The sequence below is a fragment of the Butyrivibrio sp. genome (assembly GCF_017635265.1).
Taxonomy (GTDB): Bacteria; Bacillota; Clostridia; order Lachnospirales; family Lachnospiraceae; genus Butyrivibrio.
Map to the genome: position 1 here is coordinate 1 of NZ_JAGBLU010000021.1, position 23,205 is coordinate 23,205.

Genomic DNA, 23,205 nt, shown 5'->3' on the forward strand with positions numbered 1-23,205 from the left:
ACTACAAAAGCTGCCTGATATCTAATTTGTCATTTTCAATGTGCTATAAATGAATTAGCTTTATTAAGGTTACCCAAAATGCAGGTAATGGCTAATTTCTAACATTTTCAATTTACTCCTTGACATTTCTTAGCTGGACTCTAATAACGCGGTTTATTATCTGACATAGTCCGGTCGGATGCGGATACCGTAACCGACCCAAATACGGTCGCTAACGGTAACCAGCTCCTCATAAAATAAGGCTTTATGTGAATTTGTGTTTGTTGTTCTATTACAACTATAACACAGAAAAAGATAATGTCAAATATTATTTCGTTATTGTTATTTTCCGGCCTGCATCATTATTTTTCTATATATGTTCAGGAAAGATGTTCACAGCAAAAAGACAGGGACTGTGATGAGGGCAGTCCCTGTCTTTTGCAGAACTATATGAAAGTTTTAAAAGGGGTTCAATTAAATATTATCTGAGAATAGCGCTCTTTGTTGTTTTTCTTATAACTGTGATTGATGTAAATGCTGCAAGGAGAATGAGCATTATTCTTGCAGGTGTATTTGTTGTATCTTCAGTTGAAGCTCTTCTTGCGCCGAGTACTGCAGCTTCATTATTTGTATCTCTTGTTGCTCCAAGGACAGCTGCTTCTTCGAAAGTAGCTGCTAATGGGGTAGGAGCTTCCGGAATTGTTATAGCTTCCGGAGTAACCGGTGTAGTTGTAACAGTATCATCAGTTGTTGTATCGTCTGTGTCTGCTGTGTCGTTGTCAGTAGCATCTTCGTCATTATTTACAGGCGTTGGAGATGCTGGAACCGGTAAATCAGGGATAATCGGTGTAACTATAAGTTCAGGATCTGGAGCCGGTGTAATAATAGGTTCAGGATCGGAAATCGGTGTGACAATAGGTTCCGGCGCTGGAGTTGGTGTAACTATCGGGTATATTACAGGAACTGGAGTAATTTCAGGTGTTACCTCGGGTTCAGGAGTAACTGTTGGTTCTGGATCAGGTGTAGGAGTAACTGTAGGTTCCGGATCAGGTGTAGGTACTACTTCGGGTTCTTCCAGAAGATCCATAAGACTAATGCGACTTAAATATGATCTTTTGCTGGGTGCTGTGAGCTTTTCAAGGATATTTGGGGTATAGTCAACAAGATTTAAAGTTGGTTCTACAGGTGTGTTATAGGTTTTGTAGACTCTAAGTGGCATCCATGCGTAGTCATAAATCATATCTATATCAGTTATATCACTGGCATGGTTTGTCCCGTCTTTATAAGTCAAAGTATGGCTATCGCCACTATTCCATGACCAGGAAGATGTGACTGCGTTGTCCATTAGCACACTTCCTGCACTTATCCAGTATCCCATGCTGTGATTTTCATCGGTGTTCATATAAAAGCATGCATAACCGGGATTGGTAGTTTCAAGCTGGGCACCGGCTGAATTAAATGTAATAACGTCGTTTTCATCAATTTCGAAATCTTCAAAATAGTAGAGACCTATTTCTGAAAAGTTGTGCTCGATATGTATTTTTACAGCATTGCCGGATTTTTCAGAAGCTTCTTCAATAGTATAGGAGTTACCGATTGAAAATACTGCGTTCTCATCTGCATTTTTTTCTACGGAAGTGTTTGCAGGATTGTTGTAATAAGTATTTATCGTGTTGTTGTACTGCTCTACAGAATCATATCCGGCTGCTTTGATTCTTTCTTCCATAGCAAGATCTTTTTCATACTGAACAAGATCTTTTTCATACTGTGCTTGAAGTTTTTCGTTTTCTTTTCGGATTTCCTCGACCTTTTCAAGTTCAGCCTGATTGTTGGCTTCTATTTCTTCATTTCTTTTTTCGGTATCAACTATAGCCTGCTCATATTCAGCATCAACTGCGCTGTTGTATTCATCAACCTGCTGATTATAATTTTCAGCTTCTGAATTGTACTGGCGGATAATGTCGTTGTTTATTTCGCCTGTAGGCTCTTCAGGTTTTGTCGGTTGTACAGGACAGGAAGCATTAGTACTATCATTAGAATTTTCTGCTGCATTTTCTAAACTTAGTGTATTTGTTTTTTCTCCGGCAGCTGTTGCATCATCTGAACTATTGACTGACTGTTCATCATCTGTTGTAGCATTTGTGTTATCACTTTCTTCTTCGGTGGAGTTTAAGTCATTCCGGCTATTTTCATTATCTGCATCACTTTCGTTTTGCTCATCAGACTTATTGGCTGAATTATCTTCAGTTTGCTCATCAGACTTATTGGCTTTATTAACTTCAGTTTGCTTATCAGACTCATTGGATGCATTAACTTCAGTTTGTTCATCAGATCCATTGTCTGAATTATTTTCGTTTGAATCTCCGGATTCATTATTTCCGGTGTTTACATCATTGTGGTCCTGCTTATTATTTTCTTTATTATCATTCTGGTCATTCTGGTCTGCATTTTCGTTTCCGGTATCCTGATTTTCATTATCGTTGTTATTATCATTATTTTCGTTACTGCTACCAGTGTTGTTTTCGTTATTTACATCTGATTCATTGTTGTTTTCTTCAGATTCAGAAGCTTCGTTTTCCTGCTGATTGTCATTGGCGTAGGATGTAATTGGCATTCTCATTGTTCCGGAAAATGTAATTAATGTTGAAAGAAATACTAACATCCAGGTTCTGAATTTGTGGTTTCCTAAATTTTTTCTCATCATAACATTCACCCTCACTTTCATTTTTGTTGCTTCGCCCTTTTGTTAGCTTCATAATAGCAACGGCACAATCATAGGAATAATCATAATTGCGCTCAAAAATGTAAGTTAACTGAATGTTTATGAGTGCTTTATTTTCTTTACTTTTTTGTTATTTTCTCCACATAAATTTTTAGAAAATTAAGAAAATTTATTGTTGACTTTGTCATATATATAGCCTATCGACTCTAATTTAGATACAATATCTTGTAGCTCACCTTTTGACAGATCCAGCCCTTCGGCAAGAGAATCCAGATTATCGTATTCGTCTCTAAGCTTCATATTTATGTAGCTGAGCAGCATAACAGGGTCCTGTGGAATCATTTTTTATCTCCTTTTCGAATAAACTTTTTGCTCTATAATATCACATTCCAACAATATTTTTTCTTCACCCAATATATTGGTTAAAATTTTATAAATTACCACACTATATTGAAACAGCAGAAAATAAGGGTGTATAATTAGTTTGATATATCATATATTTTTGTGCGGTCTTTCAAAAAAGCATTTCAAAGGTAGATACAAAAATGCAGGCTTGTATTGATATTCATTGTCATGTAATGCCCGGAGTTGATGACGGCTCGCCGGATGCGGAAACGAGTCTGAAAATGCTACAGATGGCTGAAAAAGACGGAACTGTAGCTATGATACTTACGCCACATCATAAGCCTATGCATCATAATGTAAGTCCTGATCATAATAAAGCATATACAGAGGGGCTTCTTAACAAGGCAAAATCTCTAGGCTTAAAAATAAAACTCTATTCCGGAAACGAAATATACTACAGTGAAAAGATCCTTGAAGAACTTGAAAATGGGGAAATATGCACCCTGGCTGGATCAGACTACGTACTTGTTGAGTTTCATCCAACCAATCCCTATAAAGCGATTCATAATGCCGTATATCAGATTTTGGGAGCCGGCTACATTCCCATAATTGCTCATATTGAAAGATACAGTGACATAGTTTCCCATCCATCATATGTTAAAGAACTGATAGATATGGGATGTTATATACAGGTAAATGCGTCGAGTGTCATGGGAAAATATGGATTTTTAATATCCCATTTTACAAAGAAACTGATAAAAAAGCGTCTGGTTCATTTTGTGGCATCTGATGCCCATGATACTAAAACAAGAGCACCGCTTTTGCAGGATTGCAGGAGTTATGTTGATAGAAAAACAGATGCTGATTATGGAAGGAAGATATTTTTAGAAAACCCGTTAAGTGTTTTAAAAAATGAATTGATCTGATACTTTACAAGCATCAAGGGAGATTAGTGTGAACAAAAGAGATGACATAATAGAAATTAATCTTGGGGAACTGTTTGCAATTCTTTTAGGGAGAGCCTTTTTGATAATAAGTGCCGGAGTCTTTTTTGCTTTGGCAGGACTTTTTATCAGTAAATTTGTGCTTCACCCGATTTATGAATCAACAACAAAAATTTACATTCTTAATAAGGAAGAGAATCAGACTGTTACATATTCTGACGTGCAGATATCTACGCAGCTCACTCAGGACTATGCTGAACTAATTAAGAGCAGATATGTTCTTGAGGAAGTTATTCAGAGATTGAATCTTGTGGAAATGGATTATAAGGATTTATCCGATGTTCTTAAAGTGGATACGCCATCTGATACCAGAATAGTTGCTATAACGGTCAGGGATGAAGATCCGCTTATGGCCATGAAGATTGCCAACTGTATCCGTGAAGTTGCAAGTGAGCATATTACAAATGTTATGGATATTGACGCAATAAATGTTGCGGAAACAGCAAATGTTCCAACGGAGAAGGCCAGTCCCAGCGTTGGAAAATGGACTGTTTTTTCAGGATTTATCGGTGCAGTTATAATGGCGTTCTTTGTGATCCTGGGATATCTTTTGGATGACACAATAAAGAACAATGATGATGTTGAGAGATATTTGGGACTAAGTACACTGGCACTGGTTCCTTTGACAGTTGACGAACAGGATAAAAAGAAAGCAAAGAAGGCAAAGAATAAAGCTGGTAAGAAGTAAAGTGGGGGAATTATGCAGAACGCAAAGCTTCATTTTAGTCAGGCGGAAAATAATTATCAGATAAAAGAAGCGTACAAGACCTTGCGAAGCAACATAGAATTCAGTGGTCAAAATGTCAGGATTATATCTGTGACAAGCTGTACGCCGGGCGAAGGAAAAACTACGGTAGCTATGGCTCTTGCCAGAGCTTTTGCTGAAGCCGGAAAAAAGACAATTCTGGTAGATGCCGATATGAGAAAGTCTGTTCTTGTGGGAAGATACAGAACAGGTTCCGTGAGGCTTGGGTTAACCCATTGTCTTGTGGGTAGAGAAAGACTTTCGAGTGTTATTTGCGAAACGGATACACCTAATTTATATGTGGTATTTAGTGGACCGGTTCCTCCCAATCCCAGTGAACTTTTGGGCGGAAGAATATTTGAAAAAGTTTTGGAGAACATGAAGCAGGTATTTGATTATGTAATAATCGATACTCCGCCGCTTGGAAGTGTAATAGATGCGGCGGTTGTTTCCAAGCTGTGTGACGGGACAGTTATGGTCGTTGAAAGTAATGCCATCAGCTATAGATTTGCACAGAGAGTAAAAGATCAGCTTGATAAGGCCGGAGCTAAAATACTTGGAGTTGTTCTTAACAAAGTGGATATTTCCGGTAAAGGATATTATGGACACTACGGCAATTACTATGGCAAATATTATGGTAAATATTACGGTAATTACTATGGTAAAGAGGCAGACAGTACTACGGGGGTAAATAGCAGACCCAGGGAAAAGGAGCCTTCACCTCCCGATGATGACCTTGACGAACTTAGCTATCTTGCGGAAGTTACCAGAAAAGACGGATGATCAATTAAAATTAATTGGAGGAGCAGGTGAAAGGGAATATTTTCGGTATATTTTTTACCATATTAAGTGGGGTTCTGGTAGTGCTTATAGTTCTGGCATATGGGAGAAGTGATAAGCTGCCGCCGGAATTTAGATTTACTGCGCTGAATCTTACCTATGGTTCCGAAACAACAGATAAGGATCTGCTTGCAGGAATAAATGCTTATGATTCAAAAGACGGAGATCTTACTTCCAGGATTGTAGTTGAAAAAGTCGTACTTAACAGAGATCAGGAGACAGCGGTAGTTTATTATGCTGTGGCTGATTTCAGCGGAAATGTGACAAAACAATCCAGAGTTTTTCCGGCAGATATCAAAGATATAGACAATAATGGCGATGCTGTGGATGTAATGGAGGATGGTCTTTTCCCTGATATGTTGATGGGAGAAACGCTTGAATCCGACCGGGACAATAGCGCAGATGCTTCGTCAAACGGAAATTCTTTGGAGGATTGACAACAGGAGATAATACATGCGTGGAGCAGTAAAGGTCTTTCTCATAATCTGGGCTGTACTTATGACCATTACTACACTTGGTCTTGCCGGGTTTGAGGTAATGCGAATATTTGGAAAAACAAATCTTGACTCTAAATCCGCAACATCAACGCCAATGATGGCTCAGACGGATACGGCAGTCTATGAAGATACTTCTGCCACATGGGAAGATGACTGGATCACATATGACGGCAATGTTTATGACTATAACGATGATATAACAACTTTCCTGATTATGGGAATAGATAAAGATGATGATACGGTAGTAAAGGTTGCCGAGGGAACGGATGGAGGCCAGGCAGATGCGTTGTTTTTGCTGGTCCTCGATCCTCATGATCAGTCAATCAAAATAATTGGTATTAATAGAAACTCCATGACAAATGTTGATGTTTATGATGAATTTGGCAGGTATCAGACCACAGTAATTGCTCAATTAGCCACACAGCATGGCTTTGGAGACGGTATGGAAGAAAGCTGTGGTTATCAGGTAAAGGCTGTTTCAAATATGTTTTATCAGCTTCCGATACATGGATATGCGGCTATTAACATGAGCGCTATTCCAATTATAAACGACCAGGTTGGAGGTGTGGATGTAACTGTTTTGGAGGATTTGACCAAGTGGGATAAAACACTAAAGAAAGGTGCGCAGGTCCATCTTGAGGGAGACAGTGCTTTTTACTATGTTAAATCCAGAGATGTAAGTGTATTCGGGTCTAATGAAAACAGACTTGAGAGGCAGAGGCAGTACCTTGAAGGCTTTATTGAGGCAGCAAAAGAGACTACTAAAGAAAACAATAACGCAGCGGTTGAGCTGTTTAGTGCCATAAGCAGCAAGATGGTTACAAATATTACTGCGGATGAGATAAGCTATCTGGCTCCGCTTATCTCAAATTTTGAATTTGATTCAGAAGACATAATTACGATTAAAGGTGAAAATGTTAAGAACGGAAAGTTTGAAGAGTTCTATGTAGATGATGACGATCTTTACAAAACAATAATTGATGTTTTTTATGAAAAAGTTGATGCTGTGGACTAAATAAATGAACAAAACCAGACGATATACAGATATAGATAGGGAAATTGTCAAAAAAATTATTTTAGTGGTACTTGTTTTTCTGGCAGTAACAGGATGCGCTAAAACAGATAAAGAAATAAATCCTTCGGACGGCGATGGGACACTGATTGATTTTGAAAGCCTAAGGGAAGAAAACGAGGACATTTTTGCCTGGATTTATGCTCCGGGCACAGGAATCAACGGACCGCTTTTACAAAATTCTGACGGTGATGATGAGTTCTATAAGTCACATAACGTTGCAAAAGAGCCGGATCCAAACGGGTGCTATTACATAGAATCCGCGAACATGAAAGATATGTGTGATTTTAATGAGGTGGTTCACGGAGTTCCGACTGCAGAGCTTGGCAGATTCCTTGACAGAAGCTATTTTGAAAGTCATCAGTATATTCAGGTCTACATGGATGGCAATTCTCTTATTTACTACATAATGGCAGCATATACAAGAGACAATTCAAGGCTGCTTGAACAGTACGATTTTTCGTATGCGTCAGGATGTCAGCAGTTTATTGATGAGATATATTCCGGAAGGTCTATGAATAAGAATATCAGATCCGGATGGGAAACAGGACTTGAACCCGGACATTTTCTTTTGACACTTACATCTGATGACAGTGATAAGCAGACTGTGGTAATAGGTTGTCTTGTGGGAGATGCTGCAGGGAAAATTGACAGGGTGATTGACTGGGAAGATCAGGAGTAAGGAGCTTTGGCAAAAAAATTTGTTTCGCTGAAGTTTTTTTAAATAGAAAGTTATATTGTGCTTAGTAAAAGTATATGGAGGCAAAAGATTATGAAGAAAATTCTTGCTCTCACGGTTGCAGGCATTTTGCTTGTAAGTTCATCTTTAAGCGTATTTGCGGCAGATGAAACTACGACAACAGGTTCAAAGAGTATTACTACAGAGGATCTGATGAATAAGATTGAAGATCTGCAGACAAAGCTTGAAAGTGCTATTCAGGAAAGTGAAACAAACACTTCTGAGCAGGTTACAACTCTTAGAGAGAGCGTGGCTACTTTGAGAGAGAATGTTGTTACTTTGCAGGAAAAAGTGCAAACGCTTAAAGAAGAGATAGCAGTTTTACAGACAAACGAGGAAGCGAATGCAGAACAGATTGCTGAACTTACAACAAAAATGGAAGAGTACGAAGTAATTCTTGAAGGATACGAGGAACAGCTTCAGAGTAGTACTGCTCAGCTGGCTCTTTTGACAACTCAGGTGCAGAATCTGGCAAATGCAATTTCTGCAAGCGGAAGTAAGGGCTCTAAGTCGTCAGGGTCTTCCGGTGGTTCAGGCGGTTCAGGTGGAGGAAGTTCTTCATCTGCAAATGATTTTTATAAGAGAAATAATATAGTTGGCTATGGCTCAACTATCGTAGGACAGGGCGGTCATGTAGAGATTAACGGTGGTAAGAGCAGTGTGACATTTGTACTTACTCCGGCTACCGGTGGGCAGCTTACTTCAGCAACCTCTCTTGCAGCAAGTGTTGGAGGAACGCTCCTTAATGTGGTGACAACAAGTTCTCCCGGAGCTTCATTTAAAACAGCAAAGGTTAATTTCTACGTTAGTGGAGTATCTGTAGGAGATAATATCGCTGTATATCAGCTTCAGGGAAGTAAGTGGGTACAGCTTCAGGTGTCGGAAATTCGTAAAGAGCATGTAATTGTAAATATGTCACAGCATGGAACAGTAGCATTTATAAGAGTTCCTGTTATGGCATCCGCAACAAATTGATTTGATTCTGCTAAAGTTCTATAGCGTAAGAAGTGTCTGCTGTCATTTTTGACCTATGAGGGGGCTAATTTATGGCAAAAGCTGCTACAGTACCGGTAAGAGTCGAAAAAGTTTTGGCCGGTCGAAAGATAATTGAGCTTAATTATCAGGAAATATATGATCATAAGCCCAATGTGTACAAATGGATAAAAAGGGCGTTTGATATAGTCGCATCAAGTATTGCAATCATTATGCTTTCGCCGATATTTATAGTGACAGCATTAGCAATCTTTTTAGAAGATGGCGGTCCTGTTTTCTTTACACAACAAAGAGCAGGCAAAGATATGAAGAGCTTCAAGATTTACAAGTTTAGAAGCATGTATAAAAATGCTGAAGCTCAATTTGAGAGAATGCAGGCTCAGAATGAACAGACAGGTCATGCATTTAAGATCAAGAATGATCCAAGGATTACCCATGTTGGTAAATTCATAAGGCGCTACTCCATAGATGAACTTCCACAGCTCTTTAACATCATTAAAGGAGATATGAGCATTGTAGGACCAAGGCCTATACTTACAACTCAGATGGAAGAATGTAACGCTTATGAGAAGCAGAGAACAATTGTTAAGCCCGGACTTACCTGCTACTGGCAGGTATGTGGGAGAGCCAAGATAAAATGGGATAAGTGGGTAGAGCTTGATCTTCAGTATATTCAGGACATGAGCATTGCAAAAGACATAGAGCTGATATTTAGAACCTTCCCTGCAATTTTCGGACAGGATGGAGCATATTGATAATCCTTAATTTAATAACTGACAATAAAAAAAGCCTTGCAGCTTGATTTAGCTGTAAGGCTTTTTAGCGTAATTTAATAAAGAAGGGCAAAAACTAAAAGTAACAATTCCTGCCGGATATCCTGTTACAACTCTTCTTGATGGAAATGGTTATTGTGGATATATGCACCTTGTAGATATTTTTGGTGCAGTTGTTTTAGCAGAATAGTCAAAGTAAAAAATAGCGGAAGGTACTTTTAGATATAGTGTAATAAAGTTCAAAGACCGAAGTCAGTACTAGTGACTGAATTATTGTTATAGTATGTTTATCGGTGAAGATTAAGGGAGAGTTTTTTAGCGTAAGCAAAATGCTTGGCTAGAATACTCTCCCTAATCTACAACTACTGTCATACCAGTTAACCATCATATTGTCTATTGAGTCCGTTCATAGGTATATTTTTCAATTTACCAGTCAGAATCCCAGTCTGTTCCGCCTGAATCCCAGCTGTCATCTGAACTCCAGTCGTAATCTGAGTCATAATCGGAGTTACTTGACGAATGATATTCCTCATAATAGGAAGAATTTTCCCAATTATCAAAAGTATATGAATCGTTCCAACCCTCTGAGAGATAGTATTCGTCATAATTAGATTCAAGTTCTTTTGAAACTTCTCTTGCATAATCCGGACCTGCAACCTGTTCAAGCGGCTCCCAATCGTATACATCCCAATAATACCAGTCACCCTGGTAGTTGTACAGGACATCCGAATTGTATTGATAGTAGCCGTTATGTCTGTTCTTGAACGGACTTACGATAAATGAGTTTATCAGAATCAGGATTAAGGCAAGAAACCATATTTTGGGTGCAATGTGTACAAGTTTGTCAACAAACCCCATTTCTTTAAATGATCTGATTGAACCGGAAACTGATCTTTTGTTTCTTTTATCACTGTTTAGTTTTTTTTGATGGACTATTTCATCTTTTAATCTTTGATAAAGCTCATTTACAGCGTATTCTTCGTCTTTGCCCTGATATCTTACAGCCCGGCTCCCGTCAGCCTTATTTTTATAGACGATAAAATCACCGTTTTCATCCTTATATATTCCAAAGGCCCTTGGTCCCTCATGGTTTTCTCCGATAAAGAACCGGGTAATCTCATAGGAAGGAAGGTTTCTGTTTTTGTACCACTCCTTTAGTTCTTCAATTGATTTAGGCTTTCCGGAATTTTGATGGGATGGATTTGGTGCTCCACAGGATGGACACTTTTCTAAAGTATCCTCATATGTGTTTCCGCAATAATCACATTTAATTTTCATTGATTTCCCCCTGATAAAACATAAGAAAAGTGTAGTAGACTTTTTGGGCACTGTCAACAATGCAACTTAGTGTCATTCCGATAAACATGCGATTTTATGGATTTTTAATGGACAAATTGAGGTTAAAAATATATTATTAAATGGTATGGAAAACGATTTCCTAATTTTCGGATAAATAATCGTTACGGACAGATAATTGAACTTGTCTGGCAATGAATAATTCTATTGGAAATAACCTGATTTTCAGAAAATTAGAGACATACCAAATAACATATAATAAATAACGAGGAAAAAATGGTATCCATAAAAGATGTAGCCAAGGAGGCAGGGGTAGCGATTTCTACCGTTTCGAAGGTTTTAAATAACTATCCCAACGTAAGCGATAAGACAAAAAACAAAGTTAATGAAGTAGTTGAAAGGCTGGGGTTTGTTCCGAACGCCGTTGCCGTTTCGCTTTCATCCAAAAAGACGGGAAGAGTAGCGCTTCTTATAAAACTTAATTTAAACACTCAGGCCAGTGATGAAATCAATATGCAGTACATTTCAGGGGCAGTACATAAGGCAAAAGAACTGCAGCTGGATGTTATCACTGTTTTTGCCTCAATGATAGAGGATATGACGGTTGACGAGGTTACAGGTTATTTTGAATCACAGGGAATCAGGGGAATCATAGTCTATGGTATGACAACTAAGGACAAAGTTATCCACAAACTTATAAACAGTGGGCGCTTTAAGATGGTTGTAGTGGATGCACCAATGGTAAATGATTCCACATCTTCTGTAAGTGTTGACCATGCTAAAGCTCAGTATGACGTTGCCAAAAAGACTATTGCAGAGAACAAATGCAAGAAGGTTCTTTATCTTGCAGGAGAAGATACCGGATATGTCACAAAGGACAGACTCCTTGGCATAAAGAAACTTTGCGAGGAGAAAAATCTCAAGCTTACAGTAAGGAACGGACAGTTTTCCGAGCTTAGGGCAAGGGAGCTTACAATGCGTTTTGCCAAAAACGCAGACTGTGTAGTATGTGCATCGGATATGATGGCTATAGGAGCAATGAAAGCGCTTATTGATATGGATATTTTCAGACCTGTTTGTGGATTTGACGGGATTATTCTCATGGGATATGTGGGAAAGCAGATGAATACAGTAAAACAGGACTTTACAAAGATATCTGAAAAGGCTATATGTGAGCTCAATAGATTGATGTCAGGCGAGACCGGACGAAAAGTTACAATAAAGCATGAACTTGTACGTATAAAGTACGAAGATATTATTGTATGACTTTTTGAACTAAAGTTCAGAAACCCGCACCATTAGCGGTGCTTTAAATATTTTATTTAATTATCGGGAAAAAATGCTTGCAGAAAACGTTTTCCTATGATAATCTTATCACATAAATAAGAAAGAAAACGTTTTCCATAACCCCAGTTTTACTAACGAGAGGAGAAAGAATAATGTCCAAGCACACAAACATGCAACGCGACGTACTTGTACTCAACCTTGAGGAGCAGCTTGAGGGAATTGCCGATGAGAAATTTGGCAAGACAATCAGGGAATGTACAGATCAGGAGACTTACTACATACTTTTAGAGATGTCTTCACGCCTTATGGATGTGGCTGAAGTTTACAACGGAGAAAAGAAAGTTTACTACATCTCTATGGAGTTCCTTATTGGTAAGCTTCTTTCAAACAATCTTATTAACCTTAGAGTTTATGACAGGGTTAAGGCTATTCTTGAAAAAAATGGCAAGGACCTTTCTAAAGTTGAAGAGTGCGAGCCGGAGCCATCACTTGGAAATGGCGGACTTGGAAGACTTGCTGCCTGCTTCCTTGATTCTATTGCAACATTAGGTCTTGCAGGTGAGGGAATTGGTCTTAACTATCACTTCGGACTTTTCAAACAGGTATTTAAGGATCATCTCCAGTGTGCTGAAAAGAATGACTGGATCGAGGAAAATTCCTGGCTTGAAAAGACAGATACTACTTTTGAAGTAGCTTTTGGTGATAAAAAAGTTGTTTCCCGCCTTTACAATATGAACGTTGTTGGCTACGACACAGGAGTAAACAAGCTTCGCCTCTTTGATATAGAATCAGTAGATGAGAGCCTTGTAAAAAAAGGAATTGATTTCGATAAGACTAAGATTGACAAGAACCTCACTCTTTTCCTTTATCCCGATGACTCTGATGAGGCAGGAAATCTTCTTAGAATTTATCAGGAGTATTTCCTTGTATCAAATGCTGCACAGCTTATCCTTCGTGAGCAGAAAGAGCGTCAGTATGACCTTCATGAGCTTCACAAACATGCAGTAATTCAGATCAATGATACTCACCCAACAATGATCATTCCTGAACTTATCAGAATTCTTGTTGAGGAAAAGGCATTTAATATTGATGAAGCTATAAATGTAGTCAGCAAGACATGTGCATATACAAACCACACTATCCTTGCAGAGGCTCTTGAGACATGGCCGCTTAAGTATCTTGAGAAGGTAGTTCCACAGCTTGTTCCTTATATTAAAGAGCTTGATAAGAGAATCAGGGCTAAGTACAAGAACCCTAAGGTTCAGATCATCGACAAGGATAAAAAGGTTCACATGGCATTTATTGATATCCACTATGGTTTCTCAATAAATGGTGTTGCTGCTATCCACACAGATATTCTTAAGGACAGCGAGCTCAACGACTTCTACAAGATCTATCCTGAGAAGTTCAACAACAAGACAAACGGTATCACATTCCGCAGATGGCTTCTTTCATGTAACCATCCACTGGCTGATTTCCTTTCAGAGACAATCGGAGATGGCTTTAAGAAGGATGCAAATAAACTTGAAAAGCTCTTAGAGCACATTGACAATCCGGAAGTTCTTGATAAACTTGAAGAGATTAAGATGGACAAAAAGAAAGAGCTTGCTTCTTATCTCAAGGAGCATGAGAATGTTGAAGTTGACCCTGATTCAATCTTTGATATTCAGGTAAAGAGACTCCATGAGTACAAGAGACAGCAGATGAATGCTCTTTATATCATCCATAAATATCTCGAAATAAAGGGTGGCAAGAAGCCTGTAAGACCGCTTACATTTATATTTGGCGCTAAGGCTGCACCTGCATATGTTATTGCAAAAGACATTATTCACCTTTTACTTGTGCTTCAGGAGATCATCAACAATGATCCTGATGTAAATAAGTATATGAAGGTTGTCATGGTAGAAAACTACAACGTAAGCTACGCTGAAAAGCTTATTCCTGCATGCGATGTTTCAGAGCAGATCTCTCTTGCATCAAAAGAGGCTTCAGGAACAAGTAACATGAAGTTTATGCTTAACGGAGCAATTACTCTTGGAACTGATGACGGAGCCAATGTTGAGATCCATGAGCTTGTTGGTGACGACAACATCTATATCTTTGGTATCAGCGCTGACGAAGTTATTAAGCATTACAAGAAGGCTGATTACGTTTCAAAGGATTACTATAAGAAGAGCCCTGTTATAAAGGAAGCTGTAGATTTCATCGTAAGTAAAGAGTGCCTAAAGGTTGGACATAAAGAGAATCTTGAGAGACTTTACAACGAGCTTCTTAACAAGGACTGGTTCATGACACTTATTGATCTTGAGAGCTATATTGCCAAGAAAGACGAGATCTTCGCTGATTACGAGAATCGCGATAAGTGGAAAAAGATGATGCTTACCAATATAGCTAAGGCCGGATATTTCTCATCAGACAGAACAATCGCTGAATACAACAGAGACATCTGGCATCTCGACTGATATTACTAAAATAAAAGGCTTGCACTTAACATAAAACACCCACGTTTCCTTAATGAAAGAGAGAAATTGAAGTGACAATAAAAGATTTACTTATTGGTGAAAGTGCACGAATTGATATTGTTGGCGGAGAGGGAGCTCTTCGCCAACATTTTCTGGATATGGGAGTTATACCAGGGGCGGAAGTTACACTTGTTAAGCTTGCGCCTTTAGGTGATCCTATGGAACTTAGGATCCATGGGTATGAGCTCACACTTCGTCTTGCTGATGCTGAGAAAATTCAGGTGACTAAGCTATCTGAGGCAAAAGAACCTGGTAAGGCAGGACAGTCAAAAAAGAATTCTAAAAAGATCGAACACCCGGGACTTGGTGAGGAAGGTAAATATCATCCAAAGGGAAGCGGCAATCCTTTGCCGGATACAGCTCTTTTGACATTTGCTCTTGTAGGTAACCAAAACTGCGGAAAGACGACTCTTTTCAATCAACTGACAGGTGCAAATCAGCACGTTGGTAATTTTCCCGGAGTTACTGTGGACCGCAAGGATGGTTCAATACTCGGACAAAAAAATACAATGATAACGGACCTTCCCGGAATATATTCCATGTCTCCATATTCCAGTGAAGAGCTTGTCAGCAGGAACTTTGTGCTTGAGGAAGAGCCTGAGGCCATCATCAACATTGTGGATGCCACAAACATGGAGAGAAATCTGTATCTGACTATGCAGCTTCTTGAAATGGACATTCCTGTGGTGATTGCTCTTAACATGATGGATGAACTTAGGGGCAATGGTGGAACGGTTGATATTAACCTTATGGAGAGTATGCTTGGGGTTCCTGTTGTTCCTATTTCTGCAGCCAAGAATGAAGGCATAGACGAGCTTGTGCGCCATGCTATGCACATAGCCCACTATCAGGAGAGACCGGGACGCCAGGATTTTTGTGATGAAAATGATAATGGCGGCGCTGTTCACAGATGTATCCACGCAGTTATGCATCTTATACAGGATCACGCTAAGACAGCAGAGCTCCCATTGAGATTTGCGGCCAATAAGGCAATAGAGGGAGATCAGCTCATAATTGATAAGCTAAGTCTCGATGATAATGAAAAAGAGACACTTGAACATATTACAAAGCAGATGGAGGCAGAAAGAGGCCTTGACAGGGCAGCAGCCATTGCCGACATGAGATTTGCCTTTATCCACAAGATATGTGATGAATGCCTTGTAAAACCTCATGAGAGCAAGGAACAGATCAGAAGCCAGAAGATAGATAAAGTTCTAACCGGCAGATTTACTGCTATTCCGGTGTTTATTCTTGTAATGGCATCTATTTTCTTTTTGACCTTTAATGTGATCGGAGCTTTTTTGCAGGGACTTATCGAAACGGGAGTTAGTGCATTGACAGGCCTTGTAGACAATGCCATGACGCAGGCAGGAGTTAATGCAGCAATTCACAGTCTTGTGGTTGATGGTATTTTTGAAGGTGTGGGAAGTGTCCTTAGCTTTTTGCCTATAATCGTTACAATATTCTTGTTCTTATCACTTCTTGAAGACAGTGGATATATTGCAAGAGTTGCATTCTTTATGGACCAGCTCCTTAGGAAAATAGGACTTTCCGGAAGAAGTATCGTTCCGCTCCTTATCGGCTTTGGATGTACGGTTCCGGCGGTAATGTCGACGAGAACCCTTCCAAGTGACAGAGACAGGAAAATGACGATTCTTCTTACTCCATTTATGAGTTGTACCGCCAAGCTTCCTATTTATGCCTTTTTTGTGGCAGCATTTTTCCCTGATAAGGGTTGGCTGGTGATCACCGCGCTGTATTTTCTGGGGATTGTCTTAGGAATAATAGTTTCTTTGATTTATAAAAAGACATTGTTTAAGGGCGAAGCAGTTCCGTTTGTTATGGAGCTTCCAAATTACCGCATGCCCAGTGCCAGAAGTGTAATGCAGCTGATGTGGGAAAAGTCAAAAGATTTTATTCAGAGAGCTTTTTCGGTTATTATGCTGGCTTCAATAGTTGTGTGGTTTTTCAAGAGCTTTGATTTCCATCTGGAACTTGTGGACAGCACCAAGGATAGCATGCTTGCAGCAATTGCCGGAATTCTGGTTCCTATCTTTAAACCAATTGGCCTTGGGGATTTCAGAATATGCACATCTCTCATAAGCGGATTCATGGCAAAAGAGAGTGTGGTATCAGTTTTGGAAGTGCTGTTTGACGAAGCTGGCGGCGTTTCTGCTGCTATAAGCACTCTGTCTGCAGTAAGCCTTCTTGTCTTTTCACTTGTTTATACTCCATGCGTTGCGGCTGTTGCTGCGATTGGCAGAGAGATGGGAAGACGATGGGCTGTTGCCGTTGTTTTATGGCAGTGTGTAGTTGCGTGGATCGCAGCATTTATTGTGTATTATGCAGGAATGCTTATAGGAATCTAACGCATTATTTCTGGTTCCTGAATTCCACCGGCGTCATGCCAAAGCTCTTTTTAAAGAGTCTGGTAAAATATGAGTAATTATCGTACCCGACGTGGAGTGCGATATCGTGAATTGAATAATCGGTTTCTGTTAAAAGTTTTTTCGCAAGGGACAGGCGCTTTTCTATAACGTAATTTTTGTAGCTAAAGCCTGTCTCTTTTTTGAATATTTTAGTGATGTAATCCGGATCAAAAAAGAACATTTCAGAAAGCTGCTCTCTGCTTATTTCTTCTTTAAAATGTTCGTCAACATATGCTAAAAGAGCCTTCTGCGCCGATTCTGTATCAGATGTATCAAGCTTGTAAAAAGAGCTTTCGGAAGTGTCATTATCATAGGCTTCCTTTATGGCTTTTTTGATGATGCGGGTCAGCTCTGCATAGTCAATTGGTTTTAAAAAATAGTGAAAACTCTTAAGCTCAATTGCCTTTTGGGCATAGGAAAAATCTGCATAGTTAGTCAAAAAGATAGTTGGTACCTTGTTTCCATGCTCGCGCAAAAAGCTCAGAAGATCCAGACCTGTACCATGCGGCATATCGATGTCGCTAAGGAGCAGGTCTATTTTATTTGAATTTATAATTTCTTTTGCCGAATTGATCTCGCCTGCTGTGAAAACTTCAGTAAATCCGAGGCTTTCCCAGGCGATTCCTTTTTGGAGCGCCGCAATGACAAAGCGGTCATCGTCCACAAGTAAAACATTCATTTATTGATACCTCTTTGGGAGCACCAGAGTAACTACGGCGCCGCCCGAAACGCTATTTTCTATAGATAGATCAAAGCTCCCGTCATATAGGAGTGAGAGTCTTCTGATGCAGTTGGTTATTCCGATGTGGCTGCCATCTTCTGTGAGATCTTCCTTGTTCTTTATTTTTTCTATGATCTCATCAGGAAAACCCTGACCGTTGTCTGCAATTGAGATGGCAACAAAAGAGCTGCCTTCCCTTTCAAGGTCTTTGCTGGATACTGTTATCTTTAACACATTCCCCTTGGAATCCGCATGTTTGATGATGTTTTCGATAAAAGTTATAAGTAAAAGAGGCGGTATAAGAACATCCATGTGTGAATCATCGATATCGCAGTCGTAGTCAATGTCCTCCGATAGGCGCATCATCTGAATATCAAGATAATCTTCCGCATGAGAAATCTCATTGCTAAGTGTTACAAAATCCTTATCTGCCTGAAAAAGATATCTGAAATACTTGGAGGTAAAGCTGAGCATTTTCTGAGCTGCGCTGACGTCTCCAAGGCTTAGCATGCTGTCTATCGTAGTGAGGCAGTTTAAGTAAAAGTGCGGTTTTATCTGCTGCTGCAAAAAGTGGATCCTGAACTTGTTCTGGTCAAGCTCTGCTTCATAAATGTTGATGCGGAGCCTTGTTATTTCATGGATAAGATTTTTGAACTGGTCATTTATCTGGTTTAGCTCCTGTAATTTGCCGTCAGTAAGATCAAGGGTTGTAACTTCAACACCTGATAGTGAGTCCATTTTTGACAGGTTTTCGGAAAAAATCCTGATGGGCAGGATAACTTTTTTATATGTCAAAAGAATGTAGCCGCCCATGATAAAGGAAAGAGTTAGAGCGGTTAAAAATACCAGGAACTGAAGGAGAAAGATCTTTCCATAGTTACCGAGCATATCTGAGTTTACAACTAAAGTGAAAGGAAGACCTGCATCTTCACCGTGGAAAACAATCTCGTTATAATAATAGTCCAAAAATCCGCTGGGGCTGGCTGCAGTTTGATAATAGGTGTCACCTTTGAGGTTCTGAAACTTAATATTGCCGTGGTTTCCAAGGTTCAGACTGCCCAGTGGAGAGAGTAGATCTTCTATCGGGACCAGCGACACAAAAGTTCTATGGCTATAGGTAATTGCGTAGTACAGGTAGGTTTTGCCACCTATAACAGTAGGTATCCAGGATAGACCGCCTGATGTAAGCCCCTGCGAAACGTCAGATATTATCCTTTTCCTGATGGTCTTGTACCTGTCATAAGTAACTGCCATGTCAGAGGCATTAATGAACAGATTTCCTTCATCCCAGTAAAAGAAATACATATATTCTGAACCTGTTGAATACTGCATGTCGCTTACTCTTAGCCTCAGATCGGTACTGGCTTTTCTGTAATCCCCCATGTGACCTTCAATAGAAAAGCTGTCAAGAATAGGATCGTGGAAAACAGTCCATTGAACGAAGTGTTCTATGGCATTAAGTCTTTCGGTTAATTCTGTTTGATATATTGATACGGCATTCTCTACTGCAAGATTATTCTGCTTTCTTATTTCCAAAAATGAAAAGACACTTACTATCACAAAAATGATAACAACCGGCACAGAAATAAGTAGTGTTTTTCGAAGTATCTGCACAACAGGATATGCTCTGTTTCTTCCTTGGTTTTTCATAAGTTCATTATAATTTAAAGGTTTGGAGCCTGCCACAGTTTTTAGTTTCCTGTTCGGAAAAGTGCTATCCATAAAACTGAATAGTGCTATTTTTTGTTTTTTAAAATCTTTAAGATTTAGAACATGAAATCAAGGAGAACAAAAAATGAAGAATAAAATTTTTGGGAACATAAAAAAATACTATCAGTTGTATTTACTTCTTTTACCATCAGCAGTACTGCTATTTTGTTTTGCGTATCTTCCGATGGTCGGAATAGTGATAGCATTTCAAAACTATTCACCTGCTCTTGGAATTCTGAAAAGCCCTTTTGTGGGAATGAAAAATTTCATGCAGTATTTCAGATCATATCAATTTGCGGTGACCATAAAGAACACGCTGGTACTGAGTTTGTACAGTATACTTGTAGGATTTCCGCTTCCAATCCTTCTTGCACTTATGTGCAACCAGATGAAGACCAGGGGATTTAAAAAAGTATTTCAGGTGATAACCTATCTGCCACATTTCATTTCAACAATGGTAATGTGCGGACTTATCCTGATCTTCCTCTCGCCAAGCAGCGGTCTTTTTGCAAATCTCTTTAAACTACTGGGACATGAATTTCCGAATGTAATGTCAAGTGCCGCAGGATTTAAACATGTGTACGTATGGAGCGACATATGGCAGCACCTTGGCTGGGACAGCATCATTTACCTTGCTGCGCTTGCGGGAATAGATCCTACATATTATGAGGCGGCAACAGTGGATGGGGCCAGCACACTTCAGAAGATAAAGTACATAGATATTCCCATGATCATGCCGACGGCAATGGTACTTCTCATTATGAGGGCCGGAAGCATATTGGGAATAGGTTTTGAAAAGGTATTCCTGCTCCAAAATGTTCAGAACATCATGAGCAGTGAGATCATTTCAACCTATGTTTACAAAATGGGTATGCAGAGCATGCAGTACAGTCTGTCTACTGCAATAGGTCTTTTCAATACGGTAGTTAATGTGATCGTGTTAGTGCTGGTAAATCTGATGGCCAAAAAGCTTACGGACAGCAGCCTGTTCTGATATTGGGAGGTAGAAATGGTAAAAAAGAAAAAGTTTTCACAGGACGTTTTAGTAAATATCATATTTCATCTGATAGCAGTGCTCATGATAATTGCTGTTATTTATCCGCTTTGGTTTGTCATAATTGCCTCTTTTAGCAATCCTGCGGATGTGGCAAACGGCAAGGTGTGGCTGTGGCCAAAGACTATAGATGTAAGGGGATACCAAAAGCTTTTTGAACAGAAGCAGATCTGGAAAAGCTATTGGAACACCATAATATATACCATTTCCGGCACACTGGTTGCTCTACTGGTTAATATTACTGCCGGCTATGCCATGTCAAGAAAAGACCTGCCTGGTAGAAAGATAATAAATGTCTTTTACCTGATACCCATGTTTGTAGGTGGCGGCCTGATCCCTACATATTTGGTAGTTAAGCAGTTTGGCCTCCTGGATAATTTCCTCGTTATGGTAGTTCCGTTTGCGGTATCCACTTACAACATAATCGTGGCAAGGACATTTTTCCAGAATTCACTTCCCGAATCACTTTGGGAGGCAGCACAGATAGACGGCTGCAGCACTATAAGGTATTTCGTGCAGTTTGCAGTTCCTCTTTCAAAAGCAGTAATTGCGGTGGTTGGTCTGTGGACAGCAGTAGGTCTTTGGAATTCCTGGTTCAATGCACTTATTTATCTGCAAAACGAGAATCTGATTCCACTGCAGCTTTTACTTAGGAGAATCCTTATTTCCAATGAGTCACTTCTTGGAGCGGCTACAGGCACTATGGCCCAGGAGCTGCGACAGCTTTCAGACATGATGAAATACGCATCAATTGTGGTTTCAACATTGCCGATCATGGCTCTTTACCCTTTCCTGCAAAAGTACTTCAATCAGGGCGTAATGATAGGAGCAGTAAAGGGATAAATAGTATAAAATATTTTTAGAGAAGGAGAAAAATAATGCGAAGAAAGTTTAATTTGGTAGCGGGAGCACTGGCACTGACAACTATGCTCGCGGGCTGTGGCCAGGCGGCTGAAACAGCAACAACTTCTGACAGTACTACCACAGCAGCTGCGGTAGCAGAACAGGGAGCAGGTGCCAATGCAGCTTCTTACGAGGTAGCAACAGTAAGATGGGCTGATTGGGGAGAGGATTACCACACAGGATTCCCTGATCAGGCAGCAGGTGAAGCAGGAATATCTGTAAAGTGGGATACTATCCTTAATTCAGACTGGGGTGACAAAAAAGCAGTTCTTTTAGCAGGAGGAGATCTTCCTGACGCATTTATGGGATCAATTTGTTTCTCAGAATCAGATGTCCTTACAAACACAGGATCATTCATAGCTCTTGACGATTATATTGATGAGTATATGCCAAACTTTAAGAGCATCATTGAAAGTGATCCTACAATGAAGGCTCTTGCTACTTCTGCAGACGGACATATCTACGGGCTTCCATCAAAAAAGCCCTGCAGACCAACTGTAGCAAACCAGATGTTTATCAACAAGAAATGGCTTGATAACTTGGGACTTGAAGTACCACAGACTTATGAAGAATTTGAGAAGGTTCTTGTAGCCTTTAAGGAAAATGATGCCAACGGAAATGGGGATCCTAATGATGAGATTCCTTTCGGACAGGGCTATGCTGATTCAGTTATGTTCTTCTGCCTTCCATTTGGAACAACACTCGGCGCAGATGGAACATACATGATGGCTATCCAGAACGGTGAGCCTGTATATCTTCCTGTGACTGAAGGATACAAAAAAGGCGTTGAATGGATGCATGAGTGCTTTGAAAAGGGACTTATTGATCCTGAGCTTTTCACAGAAGATACTTCAATGCGTGATGCAAAGCTTATGAATGAGACACCTATCATCGGTGTAGCTCCGGGCTGGACAGCAGATGCAACATTTGGTGCCAATGCCGGAGAGTACGTGGCACTTCCTGCACTATCTGGCCCTGATGGAGAAAAGTACATCTCCTCAGACCCTGAGCACTGGAATTACAGCAGATATGAGTTTGTTGTAACTTCAGCCTGCGAAAACCCTGGTCCACTTCTTGCATGGGTAGATAAGTTCTACACAGAAGATGCATCAATCCAGAATTTCTATGGCTCTTTTGGAATCGGTGTTGAAAAGGCAGCAGATGGCACATACACAGTACTTGAGCCACAGGATGGAAACTCAGCTGATACATTTGCATGGATCCAGTCGCTTAGAGACTTTGGACCAAAGTATGTAGCTGACGGATTTAACGACAAAGTAAAGTACGCTGCTGAAAACGGTGATGCTTCCAAGCTTGCACTTGATAAGGAACTTAGCAAGTTTGCAAAAGAAGCCTTCCCTAATGTAAGTTATACAAATGACCAGCTTAGCACACTTGCAACTCTTTTCACTGATCTTGACGCATATGTTGCATCAAATCAGGCAACATGGGTTACAGAGGGCGGCATAAATGAGCAGTGGGATAATTATATCAAAACATTGGAGACAATGGGATATAACGATTTCATCAAGATCCAGCAGGATGCTTATAATACATACAATTCAAACAAGTAA

19 protein-coding genes are annotated in these 23,205 nt (G+C 39.8%); 14 read left to right on the forward strand and 5 right to left on the reverse strand.

Annotated elements, in window-relative coordinates; all coding sequences use genetic code 11:
- Positions 1-460: 460 nt before the first annotated feature.
- Positions 461-2,683, reverse strand: a complete 2,223-nt coding sequence (locus J6O61_RS02725) for a hypothetical protein (RefSeq protein ID WP_292209289.1) — start codon at positions 2,681-2,683, stop codon at positions 461-463.
- A gap of 177 nt (positions 2,684-2,860) precedes the next feature.
- Complete coding sequence (locus J6O61_RS02730) at positions 2,861-3,043, reverse strand: DUF4250 domain-containing protein (RefSeq protein WP_292209291.1); 183 nt, start codon at positions 3,041-3,043, stop codon at positions 2,861-2,863.
- A 203-nt stretch (positions 3,044-3,246) separates the two neighbouring features.
- On the opposite strand from J6O61_RS02730, the gene J6O61_RS02735 reads away from it, so the two are divergent.
- The 8 genes from J6O61_RS02735 to J6O61_RS02770 all read left to right on the forward strand — a co-directional run bounded on the left by J6O61_RS02735 (position 3,247) and on the right by J6O61_RS02770 (position 9,691).
- Positions 3,247-3,972, forward strand: coding sequence for a CpsB/CapC family capsule biosynthesis tyrosine phosphatase (locus J6O61_RS02735; RefSeq protein WP_292209294.1), 726 nt, complete (start codon positions 3,247-3,249; stop codon positions 3,970-3,972).
- A gap of 28 nt (positions 3,973-4,000) precedes the next feature.
- Positions 4,001-4,738 carry a YveK family protein gene (locus J6O61_RS02740; protein ID WP_292209297.1) on the forward strand — a complete coding sequence of 246 codons (738 nt, stop codon included), beginning with the start codon at positions 4,001-4,003 and terminating at the stop codon, positions 4,736-4,738.
- Positions 4,739-4,750: 12 nt separating this feature from the next.
- Positions 4,751-5,578 carry a polysaccharide biosynthesis tyrosine autokinase gene (locus J6O61_RS02745; RefSeq protein ID WP_292209298.1) on the forward strand — a complete coding sequence of 276 codons (828 nt, stop codon included), beginning with the start codon at positions 4,751-4,753 and terminating at the stop codon, positions 5,576-5,578.
- Between the two features lie 26 nt (positions 5,579-5,604).
- The gene (locus J6O61_RS02750) at positions 5,605-6,072 is read left to right on the forward strand and encodes a hypothetical protein (RefSeq protein WP_292209300.1); all 468 of its coding nucleotides are present in this window, start codon (positions 5,605-5,607) and stop codon (positions 6,070-6,072) included.
- A gap of 16 nt (positions 6,073-6,088) precedes the next feature.
- Positions 6,089-7,147 (forward strand): LCP family protein, encoded by a 1,059-nt coding sequence (locus tag J6O61_RS02755; protein WP_292209302.1) that lies wholly within the window; start codon positions 6,089-6,091, stop codon positions 7,145-7,147.
- Positions 7,148-7,151: 4 nt separating this feature from the next.
- The gene (locus tag J6O61_RS02760; protein ID WP_292209305.1) at positions 7,152-7,886 is read left to right on the forward strand and encodes a class B sortase; all 735 of its coding nucleotides are present in this window, start codon (positions 7,152-7,154) and stop codon (positions 7,884-7,886) included.
- A 90-nt stretch (positions 7,887-7,976) separates the two neighbouring features.
- Positions 7,977-8,918 (forward strand): hypothetical protein, encoded by a 942-nt coding sequence (locus tag J6O61_RS02765; protein ID WP_292209308.1) that lies wholly within the window; start codon positions 7,977-7,979, stop codon positions 8,916-8,918.
- Positions 8,919-8,989: 71 nt separating this feature from the next.
- Positions 8,990-9,691, forward strand: a complete 702-nt coding sequence (locus J6O61_RS02770) for a sugar transferase (protein ID WP_292209311.1) — start codon at positions 8,990-8,992, stop codon at positions 9,689-9,691.
- 444 nt (positions 9,692-10,135) lie between these two features.
- On the opposite strand, the gene J6O61_RS02775 is transcribed toward J6O61_RS02770, so the two are convergent.
- Complete coding sequence (locus J6O61_RS02775; RefSeq protein WP_292209313.1) at positions 10,136-10,987, reverse strand: hypothetical protein; 852 nt, start codon at positions 10,985-10,987, stop codon at positions 10,136-10,138.
- A 294-nt stretch (positions 10,988-11,281) separates the two neighbouring features.
- Here J6O61_RS02775 and J6O61_RS02780 point away from each other — a divergent pair, with 294 nt between their 5' ends.
- From J6O61_RS02780 to feoB, 3 genes are all read left to right on the forward strand, one after another.
- The gene (locus J6O61_RS02780) at positions 11,282-12,271 is read left to right on the forward strand and encodes a LacI family DNA-binding transcriptional regulator (RefSeq protein ID WP_292209315.1); all 990 of its coding nucleotides are present in this window, start codon (positions 11,282-11,284) and stop codon (positions 12,269-12,271) included.
- A gap of 173 nt (positions 12,272-12,444) precedes the next feature.
- On the forward strand, positions 12,445-14,754 hold the full coding sequence (locus J6O61_RS02785; RefSeq protein WP_292209317.1) for a glycogen/starch/alpha-glucan phosphorylase: 2,310 nt from the start codon (positions 12,445-12,447) through the stop codon (positions 14,752-14,754).
- 71 nt (positions 14,755-14,825) lie between these two features.
- Positions 14,826-17,183 (forward strand): ferrous iron transport protein B, encoded by a 2,358-nt coding sequence (gene feoB, locus J6O61_RS02790; protein ID WP_292209319.1) that lies wholly within the window; start codon positions 14,826-14,828, stop codon positions 17,181-17,183.
- 4 nt (positions 17,184-17,187) lie between these two features.
- Here feoB and J6O61_RS02795 read toward each other — a convergent pair whose 3' ends face one another.
- On the reverse strand, positions 17,188-17,922 hold the full coding sequence (locus J6O61_RS02795) for a response regulator transcription factor (RefSeq protein ID WP_292209320.1): 735 nt from the start codon (positions 17,920-17,922) through the stop codon (positions 17,188-17,190).
- On the reverse strand, positions 17,923-19,686 hold the full coding sequence (locus J6O61_RS02800; RefSeq protein ID WP_292209321.1) for a sensor histidine kinase: 1,764 nt from the start codon (positions 19,684-19,686) through the stop codon (positions 17,923-17,925). It lies immediately after the preceding gene.
- Between the two features lie 73 nt (positions 19,687-19,759).
- Between J6O61_RS02800 and J6O61_RS02805 the strand changes: the two genes are divergently transcribed.
- Genes J6O61_RS02805 through J6O61_RS02815 form a run of 3 tightly spaced genes read left to right on the forward strand, consistent with a single transcriptional unit; the run spans position 19,760 to position 23,205 of the window.
- Complete coding sequence (locus tag J6O61_RS02805; RefSeq protein WP_292209324.1) at positions 19,760-20,668, forward strand: ABC transporter permease; 909 nt, start codon at positions 19,760-19,762, stop codon at positions 20,666-20,668.
- Between the two features lie 15 nt (positions 20,669-20,683).
- Positions 20,684-21,571 carry a carbohydrate ABC transporter permease gene (locus tag J6O61_RS02810; protein WP_292209327.1) on the forward strand — a complete coding sequence of 296 codons (888 nt, stop codon included), beginning with the start codon at positions 20,684-20,686 and terminating at the stop codon, positions 21,569-21,571.
- A gap of 35 nt (positions 21,572-21,606) precedes the next feature.
- Positions 21,607-23,205, forward strand: a complete 1,599-nt coding sequence (locus tag J6O61_RS02815; protein ID WP_292209330.1) for an extracellular solute-binding protein — start codon at positions 21,607-21,609, stop codon at positions 23,203-23,205.

Bases quoted from the DNA above. Each gene is read 5' to 3' on its own strand.
- J6O61_RS02725 (WP_292209289.1), bottom strand. From the start codon at position 2,683: ATGATGAGAAAAAATTTAGGAAACCACAAATTCAGAACCTGGATGTTA.
- J6O61_RS02730 (WP_292209291.1), bottom strand. From the start codon at position 3,043: ATGATTCCACAGGACCCTGTTATGCTGCTCAGCTACATAAATATGAAG.
- J6O61_RS02735 (WP_292209294.1), top strand. From the start codon at position 3,247: ATGCAGGCTTGTATTGATATTCATTGTCATGTAATGCCCGGAGTTGAT.
- J6O61_RS02745 (WP_292209298.1), top strand. From the start codon at position 4,751: ATGCAGAACGCAAAGCTTCATTTTAGTCAGGCGGAAAATAATTATCAG.
- J6O61_RS02755 (WP_292209302.1), top strand. From the start codon at position 6,089: ATGCGTGGAGCAGTAAAGGTCTTTCTCATAATCTGGGCTGTACTTATG.
- J6O61_RS02760 (WP_292209305.1), top strand. From the start codon at position 7,152: ATGAACAAAACCAGACGATATACAGATATAGATAGGGAAATTGTCAAA.
- J6O61_RS02765 (WP_292209308.1), top strand. From the start codon at position 7,977: ATGAAGAAAATTCTTGCTCTCACGGTTGCAGGCATTTTGCTTGTAAGT.
- J6O61_RS02770 (WP_292209311.1), top strand. From the start codon at position 8,990: ATGGCAAAAGCTGCTACAGTACCGGTAAGAGTCGAAAAAGTTTTGGCC.
- J6O61_RS02775 (WP_292209313.1), bottom strand. From the start codon at position 10,987: ATGAAAATTAAATGTGATTATTGCGGAAACACATATGAGGATACTTTA.
- J6O61_RS02780 (WP_292209315.1), top strand. From the start codon at position 11,282: ATGGTATCCATAAAAGATGTAGCCAAGGAGGCAGGGGTAGCGATTTCT.
- J6O61_RS02785 (WP_292209317.1), top strand. From the start codon at position 12,445: ATGTCCAAGCACACAAACATGCAACGCGACGTACTTGTACTCAACCTT.
- J6O61_RS02795 (WP_292209320.1), bottom strand. From the start codon at position 17,922: ATGAATGTTTTACTTGTGGACGATGACCGCTTTGTCATTGCGGCGCTC.
- J6O61_RS02800 (WP_292209321.1), bottom strand. From the start codon at position 19,686: ATGGATAGCACTTTTCCGAACAGGAAACTAAAAACTGTGGCAGGCTCC.
- J6O61_RS02805 (WP_292209324.1), top strand. From the start codon at position 19,760: ATGAAGAATAAAATTTTTGGGAACATAAAAAAATACTATCAGTTGTAT.
- J6O61_RS02810 (WP_292209327.1), top strand. From the start codon at position 20,684: ATGGTAAAAAAGAAAAAGTTTTCACAGGACGTTTTAGTAAATATCATA.
- J6O61_RS02815 (WP_292209330.1), top strand. From the start codon at position 21,607: ATGCGAAGAAAGTTTAATTTGGTAGCGGGAGCACTGGCACTGACAACT.